This window comes from Paenibacillus bouchesdurhonensis, assembly GCF_900155685.1.
Classification (GTDB): Bacteria; Bacillota; Bacilli; order Paenibacillales; family Paenibacillaceae; genus Fontibacillus; species Fontibacillus bouchesdurhonensis.
Window position 1 is genome coordinate 1,864,364 of record NZ_LT732548.1, and the last position, 18,229, is coordinate 1,882,592.

At 42.1% G+C, this 18,229-nt stretch carries 6 protein-coding genes; all 6 read left to right on the forward strand.

Annotated elements, in window-relative coordinates; all coding sequences use genetic code 11:
• Window positions 1–51: 51 nt before the first annotated feature.
• The 6 genes from CZ379_RS12775 to CZ379_RS12800 all read left to right on the forward strand — a co-directional run bounded on the left by CZ379_RS12775 (window position 52) and on the right by CZ379_RS12800 (window position 18,211).
• Window positions 52–5,184, forward strand: a complete 5,133-nt coding sequence (locus CZ379_RS12775) for an aminotransferase class III-fold pyridoxal phosphate-dependent enzyme (protein ID WP_110931969.1) — start codon at window positions 52–54, stop codon at window positions 5,182–5,184.
• Window positions 5,185–5,200: 16 nt separating this feature from the next.
• Window positions 5,201–5,455 (forward strand): phosphopantetheine-binding protein, encoded by a 255-nt coding sequence (locus tag CZ379_RS12780; RefSeq protein WP_199925594.1) that lies wholly within the window; start codon window positions 5,201–5,203, stop codon window positions 5,453–5,455.
• 11 nt (window positions 5,456–5,466) lie between these two features.
• A complete protein-coding gene (locus CZ379_RS12785) occupies window positions 5,467–6,681 on the forward strand; it encodes an ACP S-malonyltransferase (protein ID WP_110931971.1) in 1,215 nt (404 codons plus the stop codon).
• Between the two features lie 29 nt (window positions 6,682–6,710).
• On the forward strand, window positions 6,711–8,399 hold the full coding sequence (locus CZ379_RS12790) for a glycosyltransferase family 4 protein (protein ID WP_110931972.1): 1,689 nt from the start codon (window positions 6,711–6,713) through the stop codon (window positions 8,397–8,399).
• Window positions 8,396–14,995, forward strand: coding sequence for a non-ribosomal peptide synthetase (locus tag CZ379_RS12795; protein WP_110931973.1), 6,600 nt, complete (start codon window positions 8,396–8,398; stop codon window positions 14,993–14,995). Before CZ379_RS12790 ends, CZ379_RS12795 begins: the two co-directional genes overlap by 4 nt.
• Before the next feature lie 123 nt (window positions 14,996–15,118).
• On the forward strand, window positions 15,119–18,211 hold the full coding sequence (locus CZ379_RS12800; RefSeq protein ID WP_199925595.1) for a cyclic peptide export ABC transporter: 3,093 nt from the start codon (window positions 15,119–15,121) through the stop codon (window positions 18,209–18,211).
• The last annotated feature ends 18 nt before the right edge of the window (window positions 18,212–18,229 follow it).

Consider the following 18,229-nt stretch of genomic DNA (forward strand, 5'->3'; position numbering starts at 1 on the left):
AAGAACACAACAGGGTTACCGATGTTAATTAACAAGGAAAGTTGGTAACGTATGGCTGGATTACAGAATGCTATTGATAGAATGCTGCAAAAGAATGGAACAACTGTTCATGAAGAGAATGTCGATATTGCCATTGTCGGCGTTGATTTTAAGCTGCCTGGTGCCAGTAATTTTGATGAATTGGATGACGTATTGAGATCGGGAAAAGATCAAATAAACGAGCCCTCAGAGGCGCGTAAAAAATTAATGAGCCCTTTTCTAGAAGAGGATAAATTCTATCAATATGTTCCGGGTGCCTATTTGGAAGATATTGATAAGTTTGATTTTCCTTTCTTTAAGATGACAAGAAAAGAAGCCCAGCTCATGGATCCATATCAAAGATTGTTTCTGGAAACTGCCTGGAGTGCATTTGAGGATGCAGGACTGACAGAACAGATGCTGCTGGGATCAAAAACAGGTGTTTTCGTGGGGTGTCCTCAACCCCATCCGTATTTTGAGTGTGTCAGGGAACAGTTTCCAGAGGATCAGTTGATGGCGGGGCCTGGCAACATACAATCCGTTATTGCCAGCAGAATTTCCTACTTAATGGATTTTCATGGCCCTGCAATGATGATTGATACAGCTTGCTCCTCTTCTTTGGTGGCATTAAATGAAGCTTGTCTTAGTATTCAGAGCAAGCAATGTGATATTGCCTTGGTCGGTGCGCTGAATTTGCTGCTCCCTTCCGTTATGGAAGAGGACGAAGTTCTTCCGGATATCATCTCATCCACATTCCGGGCGAGAACTTTCAGTGATGATACGGATGGTACGGGCATTGGAGAATGTGTGGCTGCCATCGTATTAAAACCGATGAAGGACGCTCTGAGAGACAAGGATTGCATTTATGCCGTGATCAAAGGAATTCATGTGAACAACGACGGCAAGTCCCTTGGTCTTACTGCACCGAACAGGAGTGCACAAACTGAAGTCATACGGGATACATGGAAGAAGGCGGGCATACATCCGGAAAGTATCGGCTATGTAGAGGCCCATGGCACAGGGACAGAATTGGGGGATCCGATTGAACTAAGCGCACTCCAGGATGCATTCCTTGGTTATACGCAAAAAAAGCAATTTTGTGCTATTGGGTCAACGAAGACCGTGTTTGGGCATACGGATTCGGCTGCAGGCATGGTAGGGGTATTAAAATGTCTGGCCAGCTTTAAAAATAAAAAATGGTATTCCAATACGAATTTTACAATTCCTACAACCAAATTCGACTTTATGGACTCACCGTTTTATGTCATTAATTCCACGGAGGAATGGCACGATTCGCCTTCTGATCCAAAGGTATGTGCGGTCAGTTCTTTTGGGTTGAGCGGGACAAATTGCCATTTGCTGCTGCAGGAGTACCCGGTAAACAGGGTTACCGCTTGGAAAGAAGAGGGCAAAGCCTATTTACTTCCGTTATCAGCAAAAACAAATTTCTCCTTATTGGTGCTTGTAAAACAATATATTGCTTTTTTGAAAAAGGACACAGACTTCTCATTAAACGATTTTTGTTACACAGCACAGATGCGGCGAAATCATTACCATGTTCGAGTTGCTATATTGTTCCAGTCTCGAAGTGAACTGCTGAATAGGCTGCAGCAGTGTTGTGAAGATTTGGAACATGGGAATGTGGGAGAAAAGCTCATTTACCCAGACCCGGTCAGAGGAGATCTTGAGCATAATCAAAAATTGGATCCTGAACTGCTGGAATTGGCCGAGAATTACGTCTCACAGCAGCTTGTCAAATGGTACAGCGACAAAGAGGGATCAGGAGTAATGTCTTTGCCCGTCTACGCATTCGAAAGAAAGAGCGTATGGTTGAATGATCGGGCAAATGGGAAGGAACTGCTGAAGCAGTCCAAGGATAACCATGTAAAGGAACGAAAAAAAATGGATTCAGCGCACATTCAAAATACAGTTCAGAGGATCGTGTCCGAGATCTTTGATTTACCGGTGGATTCAGTTCCTGTCGAAAAGGATTTTTTTGAGTTTGGTTTCGATTCTATCACAATAGTTCAACTAAAGAGAGAAATTCTAGATTTATATAAAGTGGACATCCCTCTTGATGATTTTTTTAAGGAATTGCACACGATCGAGAAGGTGTCTGAGTATATCGGTCATACAGGAAAGGACTTGTTCATAGAAGCAGAAGTGCCTGAAGAAATTCAATCCGCTGCCATCCATCCCCCTGCGGCTGCAGTTAACGATCAATCGGTGGTTAATCTGTTCAACAGACAGTTGGACATTATTCAGGAGCAGATCAGATCTTTATCCCGAATTGAGGGAACTGCTGTAGAGAAGGTTAAGGCTTTGCCGACGATCGAACCGCTACAGCATACAAGCTCGTTTAAGCCTAAACAGGGAGACGATTCATATTCAACCCGGTTTCTCGTCAAGAGAAATACAGAGCTGACGGAAGAACAGCAATCCTATCTTAATGAGCTGGTTGTTGTTTTTAATGAAAAATTCAAAGCCTCCAAACAATTTTTACGAGTGAATAAGGAATTATGGGCGAATGGAAGGTTTAGTCAAGGATACAGCAGGACATGGCAAGATATGGTGATTCCTGTGTTCGCCGAGAAGGCACAAGGAACCAGCATGACGGATATGGATGGCAATGTTTTCATTGATTTCTGCATGGGATTTGGCGTGAATTTGTTCGGCTACAATCATCCATTGATTCACGAAGTAATCAGCCGGGAAATAGACAGCAGTTTGATTCTAGGCTCAATGACCCGCGATGCTGCTGAGGTATCTGCACTGATCAGAAAGGCGACTGGAGTGGAGCGGCTGGCTTACTGCAACTCCGGTACTGAGGCGATTATGAATTTGCTCAGAATTGCACGGGCGGTTACCGAAAAAAATGAAGTTGTCATTTTCAAAAATTCATACCATGGCACATTTGATGGTGTTTATGTAGCCGGCTCCGGCATTGATGCTGCTCCACTTAGTTTGGGAACATTGGAGTCCATGGTACAGCATGTCAAAGTTTTTGAGTATGGGGCGGACGGTGTATTTGATTATATAGCGGGGAATGCCGACCGCATCGCGGCGGTTCTTATTGAACCCATACAAAGTAGAAATCCCGATCTTCAACCCCAGGAATTTCTCAGAAGGCTGCGGGCTGTTACCAGTGAGCATCAGATCCTGTTCGTGTTTGATGAAGTGATTACAGGCTTCCGTCTGGCGTTAGGGGGAGCCCAGGAGTATTACGGCGTCGAGGCCGATTTGGTTGCATACGGTAAAGTAATTGGAGGTGGCCTGCCAATTGGAATTTTCGGGGGAAAAGCGAAATATATGGCGGCCGTAGACGGCGGGGTATGGAACACCGATGAGGGGGCTGCTCCTTTCCGTTCAGTAATCCAGACCGGAGGAACTTTCTGTCATCATCCATTGAGCATGAAGGCTGCCAAGGCAGTATTGAATTATCTGCTAAGGGATAATGGACGGCTTCAGAAAAGATTGAATCATAAAACAAAGACGATGGCTGATTTTTTGAATAACATCTTCGATACGAATGGGATAGATTTGCATATCAGTGTAGGTGGCTCGCAATTTATTTTTCAATCCTCTGATCCTACGTTGATGAGATTTTTATATTACATGATGCTATACCGCAATATCTTTATTTGGGAGGGCGGTACCTGCTACATCTCTACCGTACATACGGATGAAGATATTGCGGAGCTGGCCTTGACCATCCTTGACAATTTACGAATTCTTGCGGAGAGACGATGTATTTCATGCGGAACCGAAATTTTCTCTTTAGATCATGCGCAACTGCGTGAGCGGCTTTTGGCTGCATTGATTTACCAGGATGAACGATCCTTTAATTTCCCGGTAAAAGATCGGGATAAGCTGGAGGAGTTATGGGATAGTAACGAGATTCAGTTTGTTACTCCGGTAACCCCGATGCAATATTTAATGAATGCACAAAATATTAATGGTCGGCGTAACGGGGACGACGTATCCTATGAGATTTTTTATTTTGAGGCAGATATCGATCCAGACTTATTAAATAGAGCTTGCACGGCAGTTGTAAAACGCAATCCGGTCTTGAGGAGCGAGTGCAGGTGGAGAAGGCTCTCACACCCCGTTCAAGTAACTTATTATATTGAAAGTTGCAATTTTCGATATTTGGATTTCTCTGCACTTTTGGAAGAGGAGCGAGCGGTCGCATTACAGAAGGTGAAAGAGGAAATAAAGAATCGTGGCTTTAATGATCAAATTTCAAAAATTGATTTTATTTTAATAAAGCACGGCAGCCAGCGGTACGATCTTTGTTTATTTTATTTAAATTCCTTGTTTGACGGCTGGAGCTCTAACAACTTGTTCAATCAGATCATAACAAACTATGAGAGAGGAATGCAGAGCTTGCCTATGCAGGATGCAACAGATGACAGCTATATCGAATATGCTCAAATGGTTTGGCGTGAAGACCAGCAGGCTCAGCAAAAATTCTGGCTTCAGGAGCTTGCCGATTACAGAGGAACAGAGGAAAGCAGTGAAGAGGGATCAATCAATTCGTATGAGGAACAGGTCTATACTGAGGAATTGGAGCCAGTGCAATTTACGCAACTGCAAAGGTACACGAGTTCATTAAGAGTTTCGATGTTTGCAGTACTTCAGGCGGCCTGGGCCTTACTGCATCAGTATCATGAGAATAGGGACGATGTCATTATCGGTGTGGTGACATCAGGAAGAAATAATACGATCCGGCATATTTCCGATTCCGTAGGCTTATACACGAATATACTGCCGCTTGCGGTTCAGAAGGATCAAACCGAAAAGGGTAGACAGTATGTTCAAAAAATCAGCTTGAAGCTGTTGCAGTTAATGGATCATGAAAACGTTACGGTATATGACATTGCTGAACTTGCTGAAGTACCTGTTCATGTGCTCCAGCAAGCGGTAGATAGAAAAACGCTGGTTTTTTTAAACTATCCAGAGAAGCAATTTGAACATGAAGTTAAAGTGCTTGGAAAAGATGAGAGCAGCAATCTGAATGTTTCTCACCGAATTTATGTTGAGGTACGGGATGGAACACTACATTTTACCAGCCGCTATAATCGGCATGTATATACGGATGAGCAGATTAAAAGTATGATGGATAAATTTCTTGAGCTGATCGTGAAGTTAATTAATGAATCATAGTAAGGAGGATATTCAAATGGATTCTATCAAAGAAAGATTAATAAAAGTTCTTCAGGAGAACAACATCGTAAAAGAGGGCAACGTAGGAGCGCTTCATGAATTCGGATTAGGCTCTCTGGAGATTAATTCCCTGACCTTTGTAAAAATAATTGTGCTGATTGAAGATGAGTTTGATGTAAGTTTTGACGACAGGGAACTTAATTTTCAATTGTTTCAGTCCATAGATGAAATTGTGGCCATGATAGAAAAAAAATTAAAAGAGTTGAAATGAGGTAAATACAGATGATTGCATTTGTGTTTCCAGGGCAAGGGTCACAAGTCTATCGAATGGGTGAATTTATTTTACAAGATATGCCTTCCTTGAAAAAATACTATGACGAAGCCAATGAAGTTCTGGGGAGAAATATCTATGAATCTATCTTTGGAGATAGAAGTAATTTTTTAACCAATCCACTCGATATACAGCCTGCTATTTATATTACAGGCTATGCCGCTTATAAGTATTTTGAAGCAAAATACAATTGTGCTCCATCTTATATGGCAGGGCATAGTTTAGGCGAAATAACTGCTCTTGCGGCTTCCGGGGTCTACACATACACCGACGGTTTGCGTATCTCTGATAAACGCGGGCAGCTGATGGAGGAAGGCTGCCGAAGGCACCCTGGTGTGATGACCTCTATCTATGAGTATAATTCGGAGCTAGTAAAAAGCTATTGCGAGCAAATCAACTCCAGGCTGCTTTCGGTCGCAGCTGTCAATTCCAGAACACAGCTCGTCCTTTCGGGAGGCCTACAGGAAATCGAATCAGCAGAAAAATATTTTGAGGGTAGAGGTGCTCGAATTAAGCGTTTGAATACCATAGGTGCATTTCATTCACCGGCGATGGAGGATGCTAGTAAGGCATTAAAGGAATTTCTGGATGAAATCCCATTGGGACAGCCACGAATACCTGTTATATCGAATGTGACAGCCAAAGAATATGCCAACCGGCAGGGAGTGACCGATCTCCTAAAGAGGCTGTTGACCCAAACCGTTCAATGGGAGAGCATTGTAAGCTATTTTGAAAGTCATTTTGTGGATACGATTGTGGATGCAGGTCCAGGAGTGGTTATGAAAAATATAATAAATAGCGATAAACGAAAAAGCAAGGCTTACAGCCTGGATATTGCCGAGGATCGTAGTGTTTTGTTCAAAATATTGGAAAAACAAGAAGCTTTTACCCATCATCATTATTCTGAGCTAATTCGGCTGTGTCTGTGTACGGCGGCAAGTACGCCAGCATTAGTTCAACCTGTAGACACGTCGAATGCAATGCAACTCTATCGGGAAATATCCGGCTTGCAAGAGATGGCAGCATCGGCGTTCTATGCAGACAGCCTAGTAAAGCAATTGACTGAGAAAATGGCCTTGTTGTTAAAGGGCAAGGGGTACAGTACAGACCAAGTTAATAAGGTTATGGATCATGTGCTGATGGAAGCGGGGGTACTTCATAATTAAGAAATTAAAGATGGAAGGACGGCTGGAATATGGTCAACAAAATTGCACTAATGGGCAATGCGTTTCGTGCCGTAATGGGGATGAATGCAGTATATGGTTTTGATATAGCCGTGGATGAAGCGTATAAGTCCATTTTAAGTTTCAGCAAAGCTGAAGAATTCCTATGTCTTTATGAACCGGGCCAATTCCAAGAGATGGCCATTCGGCGCAAACTGCGTGCTGTACCCAGAGAAGACAAAAAAATAAACATGGTATCGGAGTATGACGCTATTTGGAAAGGTGAAAAGACATCTGCAGACATTTTACATAGTATAAGCATGGATTTCTTGCCGCTATTCAATTACAGGGATCGTTGCATGCTTAATTCTCCTCCAATAACTTATACAATTCATGGCGCCAGTTATCCGGAGTACCTTCAGAGCTTTTATTTAATGCAGATGTTGGCGCCTGTGCAGCGCTATGATTCCTTGATTTGCACATCAACGAGCGTTAAAAAAGTGGTGCAAAACATTTTAGAGCGGATGAGTTTGGATTTGCTAGAAAAGAAGCAAGTCAAGCTGTCCTATAATGGCCGGCTTGATGTGATTCCTTTGGGTGTAGATACGAATCACTTCAAACCCATGGATCAAATAGAGGCCAGGCAGCAGTTGAATATTCCTCAGAATAAATTTGTGATTTTATGGCTTGGCCGTTTATCTGCCTTTGATAAGGCGGATCTGTATCCGCTTCTTATTGTGTTTCGGCGGCTTCTAGAGAAGAATGAGGATCTGCTTCTTATTTTGGCCGGTCATGATAGAGCTGCCAATCCTCATGTTCCTTCATTAAAGGAGTATGTACAGGAACTGGGAATAAGCGAGCATGTTCAATTTATGCAGGAATACAGCGTGATTAACCGGAATGTAATTTACAGTGCAGCAGATGTGTTCACATCTCCTGTAGACAATTTGCAGGAAACGTTTGGATTGACGCCAATCGAGGCGATGGCTTGTGGAATTCCTCAGGTTGTATCGGATTTTGATGGTTATAAAGATACTGTCCTTGAAAATGAAACAGGCTTCAAAGTCCCTACCCTCTGGATGCAATGCGATACTGACATACAAACAGCAGGACTTTTGCCCTGTGACCCTGAACATCGCCTTGCATTTCATCATTTGTTGGCTGCACAATCCGTCGCACTCGATCTAGACTATTATGAGAGCCGTATTCAGCTTTTGATTGACAATCCGGAGCTAAAGCAACGTATGGGCGAAAAGTCAAGGGAACGTGCGCTTTCTTTATACCAGTGGAAGCATATTGTCCAGCAGTATGATGCCCTTTGGGAGGAATTAAGCTCCATGCAAAAGGCTGAGGATGGTACTAAACAATCAGGCATGATGTCTTTTTTGGAGCCCCATTATTTTCAGGATTTTAAGGGCTATGTCAGTGAAATTATAGACGAGGATACCTATTTGAACATCACAGCTGAAGGTTTGGCAGTAGCTGAAGGAAGGCTGCGTTATGTGAATCACTATCAAGAGGAGGAAGCGCTCCTTGAAACGAATGCAGCATGGAACTTATTGCACTCGATCTCTACGGTGGGATCAGAGATTCAGATGGATGAACTGATCACACAGTATGGCCAGAAAAATGGTGATGTTGTAAAGAGAGCCATAATGAAATTGGTGAAACAAGGGTATATTTCCATAAAAGGTAGCCAACAGCGGGGAACAAAGCTATGAATGCAAAATTAGACAAGACACATATTAAAAGGATCCAATGGCTGACAGGAGCTCAAAAGCGGCTTCTGGCTGGTGAGGATCATCGAGGGAAATTTGGCAGAATACAAATAAACTGCTACTTCCCTGTTGACCTTCAACAAGTCTGTGCTGCACTGGAGAATACGGTGCAGGATTATGATGTATTGCAGTCGATGATTTATGATGAAAACCCGGATAAAATGGTTCAGGTGATTTTATTCTCTTCATCTGAATCGAAGGTTGAATCAATTCAATCTGCAAAGGAGATACCCGAAGAGTTAGATGGCATTACCTGGAGAATGATAGTTGATCCAAATGACAATGTTTTATATTTTGTTTGGCACCAGGCGTTGTTCGATTTAATAAGTGTACTGGATATTCTAAAAAGATTTCTTAACTATTATTTCTCCGCAAATTTGATAGAGAGAAGCAATAACGAAGAACTGTATCAGAAGTATTTTTTTGGATATTCATATCAAGTGGAGAGAGGGCGGAGAGCTTTTCAAGAAGTTTATGAAACCGTATTCCCTTCCTTGGTACAGCCGAGAATAGGCCGGCCATCTGAGGGAAATAAAACATCGGACTGGGAGTGTCTGAGCTTCTCGGGCTCTATGAATGAGCTGTCTCAAATCTTTCTTTGTGCTTGGGGTACGATTCAGCAAACATTAACTGAACAACAAACGGTTCTACTTGGGATGAGCCATAATTATAAAACTATAGATAATCAGCCCATCGGCAGCTTTACGAATGTTGTGCCTTTCTTCTTTTCTTGTGACGGGCAACATAAAATCTCAAATGCCATGGAGCAGACGATCGCGATTATACCCAGCCAGGAGAATCATCAAATTGATGTTGATGATGTACCCTTGTGCAGGGAGGAGGCTCTGCGGCTGCAAAGTGTAGTGACTGTTACCGACGAAACCATGTTTACAGACATAGAATCCCATTTTCCAGTGGCGCTGACTCGGCCGGATGACAACTATTATTTCTATCAGAGCCCGTCTGACCTAATTCTGCAGGTAGTACGGAGAAGCCATTCTGAAATAGCATATCGGCTGCTATGGCAATCTGCTAGCTATACCAATAAGGAAATATCGGCTCTACGGAAGATGGTTCCGTTAGTATTCCGTCAAATTATAGATCATCAAGAGCAGCGAATAAAGGATATTCTGTTAACTAGCGAAATTTCACAGAAACATATGGCCTACGAAAATTTATTAGATAAAACACTGCTTTATCTGGATACGGATCGATTCGATCGTGATGAGACGCATCTTGCAGTCGTAGACGCTGAAGGGAATTACAGTTACCGATGGTTCTCCCAAAAAGTTAATCAGATTGCAAATTATTTAAGAGCGAATGTCTATACGACGGATCATCCTCCTGTGATCGTTATGATGGAGCGATCGATGGAAATGCTGTTGGTGGTTCATGCCATACTTAAATCGGGGGCAGTGTATTTACCCGTTGATATCCATTTGCCGGAAGATAGAATTAGGATGATCATAGACGATTCGAATAGCAAGGTGATTATCACCAACACAGGCTATAGGAATTCAGCAATTGAGGTCATCACCGCGGAAAAGCTGATGCTGGAATCGGCAAGTTATCCTGATGTATCTGAGATTGCTGCCAAGGGTGAGGATACGGCTTATATTCTTTATACTTCCGGCTCGACAGGAAAGCCGAAGGGAGTAATGGTCAGCCATAAGTCTATCTATAACAGGCTGATATGGATCAAAGAGCATTGTAAGATTGGCGAATCTGACAGGCTTATTTTGAAAACTCCTTATACGTTTGATGTTTCGCTAATCGAATTGCTACTATGGCCTCTATGCGGGTGCAGTATTTATGTTTTGCCTGAGGGGGGCCATCGCGATCCTAAGCTGCTTCATCAGGCGATAACGGAAAATCAAGTGAGCATTATTCACTTTGTCCCTTCTATGCTTCAAGCCTTTACTTATTTTTTTAATAATCATCCACAGACGGATCTGAACCATCTCCGCTATGTGTTCTCATCTGGGGAAAGCTTGAATGAGCTGCAAATTCAAAATTTTTATCGTGTTTTCCAAAATGAACATATTAGAATTTTAAACTTGTATGGTCCTACGGAAGCGGCAGTAGATGTTTCCTATTTTGAATGCAATGCTTATGAGAAGGATCCGATTCCAATCGGGAAGGCTATTCCAAATGTAGGGCTATATGCAATTGACTTATTTGACAGAGTTTTGCCTTCAGGGTTAAAAGGGCAGTTAGTCATATCCGGGGTTGCTCTGGCGCAAGGCTACTTGAATCAACCCGAATTAACGGATCAGAAATTTATGATTCACCATGTACTTAAGGAACGGGTATATAGAACAGGTGATTACGTATATGATACGGATTCGGAAGGGTTTATTTTTTGCGGAAGAATGGATCGCCAGATAAAGCTGCGCGGATTTCGTATCGAACTGGATGAAATTAAACAGGCTTTCTTGCATTTGCCAGAGATCAATGATGCTGAAGTTGTAGTGAAAAATGATGGTCATGGTGAAGATGTGCTGGTTGCCTTTCTTGTTCCTAAATATGATGCCGTAAATTTCAACGCCATAAAAGAGCAACTTCGTTTGAAACTGGTGAATTATATGATCCCTGAACGTATGATTTGCCTGGAGAAATTACCTGTTAATGCAAATGGAAAAACAGACACAAAGGCTTTGCTTCAAATGGATATGGCAAGCGCTCATGAGGTAATTAAAACAACAGGGAAATCGGAGACTGAAATCTCTTTGCAAGCTTTATGGAAGCTTGTTTTAGGCGTTCAAACTATCCGGCTAGATGAAAGTTTTTTTACTGCTGGAGGAGATTCGCTGAAGGCTATTTATTTAATTGCAGAGATCAACGGGCTGTTTGGAACGGAATGGGATATTAATGACATTTTCACTTATCCCACTATAGAGCAGCAGGTTTATGCACTGGAAAGAGAACATTGCACCCCCGCTTTGCCTACGGAGGAAAATGCTGGGGTGAAAGGGGAAATTAAAAGATACGTTGTGAATTCCACACAGCGCAGGCTGTATTTTCTCTCCAGATTAAATAGCAATAAGGCATACAATATTACCGGTGTTTATAAAGTGGTAAGGAGTTTAGGGAAAAGTGATGTCGAGCACGTGTTCAATCTGATTATGAATCAGTACGACATTCTACGGACATCCTATCATGTTGAGGGTCACAATGTTGTTGCTGTCGTACATGATGATTCACACCTGCTGGTAGAAGAAAGAAGCATAGACCGGGATGCAGAACTGGAACAAACACTGGATGAGTTGGCAAACAGCTTTGATCTGGAGAAGGCGCCACTCATGCAAGTACATTTGATTTCCGTAAAGGATACCGGCTCACGGTATTTGGTCATTGAGGTAAGTCACGTTATTGCGGATGGAATATCACTTACCTTGCTTCTTCAGCGTTTTGTCGATTTATATCAAGGAGAGATCAAAGAGTTGCCGGACTCAAGCCAGTATTCAGTTGTGTCCGAGAAGAAAGAGTCGCGGTATGTGGAGCATCAAGAATACTGGCTGAATGAGCTGAAATCTCTTCCCGAAAGCAGCCTGCCTTTGAGGACGGATTATCCTCGGCCGTTGGAATTTACGTTCAGAGGCAGCTCTGTTGTTCAGGCATATGACAAATCGTTGGTAAAACAATGTGCAAGCTTGTATGGAACCACGCCTTCCGTAATTTTGCTAACTGCTCTTGTCATATTAATTTGTAAACAGAGCAATCAAAAAGATTTTATTATTGGTGTTGTTACGTCGGGTAGAACCAGTAAGGATGCACTTGGCGTTGTTGGCCCGATGATTAATACACTTCCATTATATATCCGATTCGAGGAGCAGATGACAGGCGGAGATATGATCCGTTATGTGCATTCCAAACTGATGGCGCTACTGCAGCATCAGAATTATCCCATGGATGATTTAATCGATCGATTACAGGTAGATCGAGCAGTTGATCAGAATCCTTTGTTTAATATTTTGTTCACATATCATAATTCAGATATGGATCTGGACATGGAATCGATTGGTCTCAAGCAGGTATTGTATAAGCCCAAAGCAGCAAAGGTGGATTTATCCCTATTTGCCTACGAAAATAAGCAAACCTTGGAGTTTGAGTACTGCATGGATTTATTTGCTTCGGAAAGTATTCAGAACTTTATGGGAAGGTATCAAATGATCCTGCAAAAGTTAAGCGGCGATGAAGTCTCTGTACCCGTTAATGAATGGGATTTATTCTTCGAAAACGAGAGAAGTGCGTTGTCTTATGTTGGCGAAGAGAGGAAAGTGATCAATCGAACAGTAACAATACAGCAGCAGTTTTTGGACATGGTCAAAAAGTACCCTGAACGAATGGCCATTCAGTTTGGTGAACAACAATTGAGTTACAAGGAGCTGAATTCTTACAGCAATAATGCAGCGGCTTTTTTACGTATGAAAGGTATTGGCCCAGGTCAAAAGGTAGGGATTATCCTTGGCAATTCACCGGAGCTTATCATTTCCATCATGGCAGTTCTAAAGTTGGGGGCATGCTATGTTCCTATAGATCTCAGGACACCGGAAGATAGAATCTCGTTTATAGTCCAGGATTCCAATATCCATCTGGTGATTACTGAGAATCCAGTTGAAGTTAACTGCTCTACAGTTATACAGGTGCAGGAAATGCTGAGCTTGAATATGGAGGGGGATATTCCTGAGATATGTGAGGGAGATATAGAGGATATTTGCTACATCATTTACACTTCAGGTTCAACAGGAACGCCTAAGGGCTGCATCATACAGCAAAAAAGTGTATCCAACTATATCAATTGGGCAATCAAACAGTACTTTCCAGATGGTGTTCATGAAGGCCCGATCCATTTTCCCATGTTTACATCTCCATCTGTCGATTTGACGGTTACTTCAATATTTGCTCCTTTACTTAGCGGCAATACGATGGATGTATACCCGAATGAACTGCAGAGTTTGAAAGCTATCTTCCTTGAGAGTCAAGCTTCAATTGTAAAATTGACACCAACACATTTGAAGTTTGTAGCCGCCATGGCTGTACAGAGCACAAAGGTTAAATCAATTATTGTAGGAGGCGAGCAACTGACTAAGCTCGTATGCGATTCTATTGCAAGCTCCGATATTCGCATCTATAACGAATACGGGCCTACTGAATCAACGGTAGGATGTATGATATATGAATATGCCCCTAACGATCCTTATCCCGTTGTTCCAATCGGTAAAGCGATAGATAACCTAGGAATATATATTCTTAATTCCCAGAATCAGATCTGTCTTCCAGGGGTTGAAGGGGAAATATATATTGCAGGGGTTGGCCTAGCTGCAGGTTATACAGATAAGCATATGACCTCTCAGAAGTTTGTAGATGTTTCTATTTCGGGACGAAAACAAAGGATGTACCGTACTGGTGATCATGGCTACTATTTGAACGATGGAAATATCATATATACCGGCCGGAAGGATACACAAAAGAAGGTTCGGGGCTACAGAATAGAACTGGCAGAAATTGAAGCATGCCTCATAGAAGGCTTGTCCTTAGAATCCGTGTATTCTTTTATACACAACGAACGTATTATTGCAGCTGTCGTACCCAAGGGTGATGATCCTAATATCGTCAAATTTGTCGTAGATTATGCTAAAAGAAAGCTTCCAATATATATGGTTCCCGATAGTGTCATTCCAATTAAACAGTTACCGATGCTGACGAGCGGGAAAATGGATGAAGTTGCTATTCTATCGTTGCTTAAACAAGACAGCCCTGCGGTTCATCCAGGAGATGCAGAAATAGGAGAAGCACTGAAGGAAATCAAGGCGAACATCCGAAGCATATGGGTCGACATTTTGAATACAGCTGACTTTGATGACACGGACAGTTTTTTTGATGTGGGTGGAAACTCGATTCTGTTGCTCCAGCTCCATAACCGAATTGAAGCCATTTATCCGGGGGTTCAGTTGATGGATTATTTCAAATATACCTCCATAAAACTAATTAGCGAATATTTGGATACAGACTTGAATCAAGCAGTAGGAAGGGATATCAATGCGCTTCCGCCTCATTATCTGACAGGAGCCAACAAACAGCCGGCAAGAATCAACATGGGGATATTTTTGTCTGACAAAACGACTCTTTCATTGGAACACTCATGCAGGAAATATAATATTTCCGAGGTTCGCTTCATCGGGGCGCTGCTAATGGCCATAATGAGCAGCTTTGTTCAATCCAACTATGTCTCTGTTGCGATTGCAGAAGAAGAGAACGTATGGAAACCTATTATTCCGAAAATGACCGATTTTGATCGAATCGTCCAGGCAATGGAAGAGAATAGAGAACGGTTGGGCAGTCAAAGCCTGGACATTAGTATCGCAGTTTCGGATAAAATGATCGAGCAACAACTACCTGGCTTCGATGCCGTGTTTATTTTTGAACGAGAAAACCGTGCCATAAATCTGTCCTATGATCATGTCTATCTAAATGGCGAACAGATGGAACGGATGCTGAACCTAGTAAAAGATATTCTTGAAAGTATCGATGATTGAGAGTCAGCGAACTTAGTAAAAGTATGAGAGGCAGGGGAAGCTATGTCCTATGCCGAACCAGGCCTCTCTATTGTTAGTATTCAAATTACAGCATATAAGATAAAGGTGAAGGAAAGGTGTGTAATGGCGACGGATAATAGAATCAGAAATGTCTTTCTTGCAATTATGCTTTGCAGCCTTCTGTTTACCAGTATCGAAGTTCACGCTTCACCTTCGGATGAGTTGAACGGACAGCTGGATCGGTATATTCAAGAGCAATGGATATCTAGTAATATTCCCGGACTGGCTGTTGTTGTGGTTGAAGATAGCAATGTATTATATCAGAAATTTTTGGGATATAGTGACCTTGATAAAAAAAATCCAGTAACAAATAAAACCATATTTGAGCTGGGCTCTAATTCAAAGGCGTTTACAGGCTTAGCTTTATTAAACCTCGAGCAGCAAGGTTATTTAAGTCTGGATGACCCTGTACATAAGTATTTACCGTGGTTTTATATGACTTACCAGGGTAAGCCTTATGAAATTAATTTACGACAACTCCTCTATCATACATCAGGTATTCATCCCGGTACGATTCACGATATTCCGATCTCAACCGACGACGATGCCTTAGAGGCCACAGTACGCATGCTTGTTGGAAAAGAGCTAATAGGATACAAAACGTACCGTCCGGGAGAGTATTTTTTGTATGCTACGATCAATTACGACATCCTAGGTCTTATCGTTCAGGAGATATCGGGAATGAGCTTTGAAGCTTATATGCAGAATCACCTTATTCGCGATCTAGACTTGGATCACACTTATATGACTTATGAGGATGCAGTCCAAAATGGGCTTGCTAGAGGCTATAAGCTTGGCTTTTTTAGTCCGCATGTATACAATGCGCCCAGATTTCGCGGAAATATACCGGCAGGTTATATTAATTCTGCCCCTGCAGATATTGCCAAGTGGATGCAAATCCAGCTTGGAGCAATAAAGCCTTCGGGAATTAACCCATCTTTGATTGAACTGTCTCATAATAAGGATAATAGCGTACCTCCAAGTGGGGATGGTTCTTCTTATGCGGCTGGCTGGTCCATTTATCAGTTGGGCTCAGGAGAAATCGCCCATGGCGGCAGCAATCCCAATTTCTCCTCATTTATTATCATGCGTAAGGATGGAAATATAGGTGTTGCTGTAATGGGCAATATGAATTCTGATTATCCAGAAGTGATTGCCCGAGGGATTATGTCCATTATTCAAGACAAGGTTCCAAGCAAGCCATTACCTGATACTTATAGCCGATTAGATAAGTTGGCTTCGATAATCATACTTGTTTTCTCCGGTTTTTTTCTCTGCATGTTGGGTTTGCTGGGCAAACTTTTCGTTGATATCAAAAAGAAAAAACGTCACTGGAGCGGATTTAGTCGAGCTCTGTGTACCCGGATCTTATTATCATTGAGCTTTTTGCTTATTTATTTGCTTGGACTCTATTATATACCGGAAGTATTGCTGGGCGACCTGTCATGGAACTCGCTTCAAATCTGGGCTCCTTTTACATTGATTCCTGCCATTTTTTTAGCAGGCGCCTTCGGCATCGTCTACTTCTTCTATTATGTAGTCAGCCAGTTGTTTGTTAAAACGATGGAGAAGCCTTATGTTACGATTCTTTTGCTTGGGATTGTCAGCGGCTTGGGGAATGCGTTTATCATTTACGTGATTAATCAATCATTTGGCAGAGAGGATAATTTGACTAACGGGCTATTTTTCTATTTCGGATTAGGCATCCTTATGTACGTTTGCGGTCAGCGATACATTAGCTCCCAATTAGTCGTTTTAACGAATAACCTGGTTTATGATAAACGCATGGAGCTCATCGGAAAAATTTTGAAGACACCTTATGAAAAATTAGAGCGAATGGAAGATGGCAGGCTGCATGCTGTGTTAAACAACGATACGGAAAGAGTAAGCAGTTCAGTCAATATGATAGTAACAGGGTTAATTTCCTGTGTAACTCTTCTGTGTTGTTTTATTTACCTTGGCATGCTGAATTGGTATGCCCTGTTGCTTTCTATTACGGTTATTTTTGTTATTGCGTTCGTATATTTTTTATTTGGGGACAGAGCGGAAAAGCGCTGGGAAGAAACAAGGGATATACAAACTCATTACTTTCACCTCATTAATGATATGCTCAGAGGCTTTAAGGAGCTCCGTTTGAATAAGAATAAAAATCGGGATTTCGAAGCTCATTTAGAGAGCTGTTCGAATGAGTATCGATTAAAAAGAACGGAAGGCGACGTCCGCTTCGCAAATGTAAATGTGGTAGGCGAACTGTTATTTACTCTCGTTATAGGTTCAGTAGCTTTTATATTCCCGTATATTTTCCCACATTTGCAAACCTCGACTGTACAAGCGTATGTATTCATCTTTTTATACATGACTGGGCCTGTGAATAGTATTTTAAATACTTATCCCGTATTTTTGCAAGTACGTATCTCATGGAGACGAATCGAGGAGCTCTCTGGCGAAATTACCGAGCTCCATTATGTTGAAGATCCTCTCTACAAGCCGCTTTCCGAGCTGGAAATGGCTGAGCTTGCAGTTCATGATGTTCAATATCAATACTGCAGGGATGGGCAAAAACTTTTTTCAGTTGGTCCATTCCGACTTACATTCCGCCGCGGCACAATTACATTCATTACTGGTGGAAATGGAAGTGGGAAGACAACGCTTGGCAAATTAATAACCGGCTTGTACACACCGGCAAGCGGAATTATAACAATAAACAATAAACCTGTCGATTCAGAGCAGCTTGGGGGCTATTTCTCGACAATTTTCAATGACTTCTACTTGTTTGAACGGTTATACGGCATCGATTGCTCGGATAAACAGGGGAAGATCAATGAATTATTAGGCCGATTGCAATTGAGCGATAAAGTAACTATTCAGGAGGGCCGACTTTCCACAACCACGGATTTATCTACCGGGCAAAAGAAAAGGCTGGCATTGCTGCTCACTTATCTGGAGGATAAACCAATTTGTTTGTTCGATGAATGGGCTGCCGATCAGGATCCGGAGTATCGCCACTACTTTTATCATGTCCTATTGCCTGAAATGAAGAAAGAAGGAAAATGTATTATCGCTATAACCCATGATGACCGTTTCTTCCATTTGGCAGATGAGTTGATTAAGCTTGAACAGGGTAAAATGCACGGGGCTAAACCACTTCTAACCTAAATATTTATTGCCAAGCGC

Excerpts from the sequence above, each read along its gene's own strand:
- CZ379_RS12795 (WP_110931973.1), top strand. The coding sequence starts at position 8,396 with ATGAATGCAAAATTAGACAAGACACATATTAAAAGGATCCAATGGCTG.
- CZ379_RS12800 (WP_199925595.1), top strand. The coding sequence starts at position 15,119 with ATGGCGACGGATAATAGAATCAGAAATGTCTTTCTTGCAATTATGCTT.
- CZ379_RS12780 (WP_199925594.1), top strand. The coding sequence starts at position 5,201 with ATGGATTCTATCAAAGAAAGATTAATAAAAGTTCTTCAGGAGAACAAC.
- CZ379_RS12785 (WP_110931971.1), top strand. The coding sequence starts at position 5,467 with ATGATTGCATTTGTGTTTCCAGGGCAAGGGTCACAAGTCTATCGAATG.
- CZ379_RS12790 (WP_110931972.1), top strand. The coding sequence starts at position 6,711 with ATGGTCAACAAAATTGCACTAATGGGCAATGCGTTTCGTGCCGTAATG.
- CZ379_RS12775 (WP_110931969.1), top strand. The coding sequence starts at position 52 with ATGGCTGGATTACAGAATGCTATTGATAGAATGCTGCAAAAGAATGGA.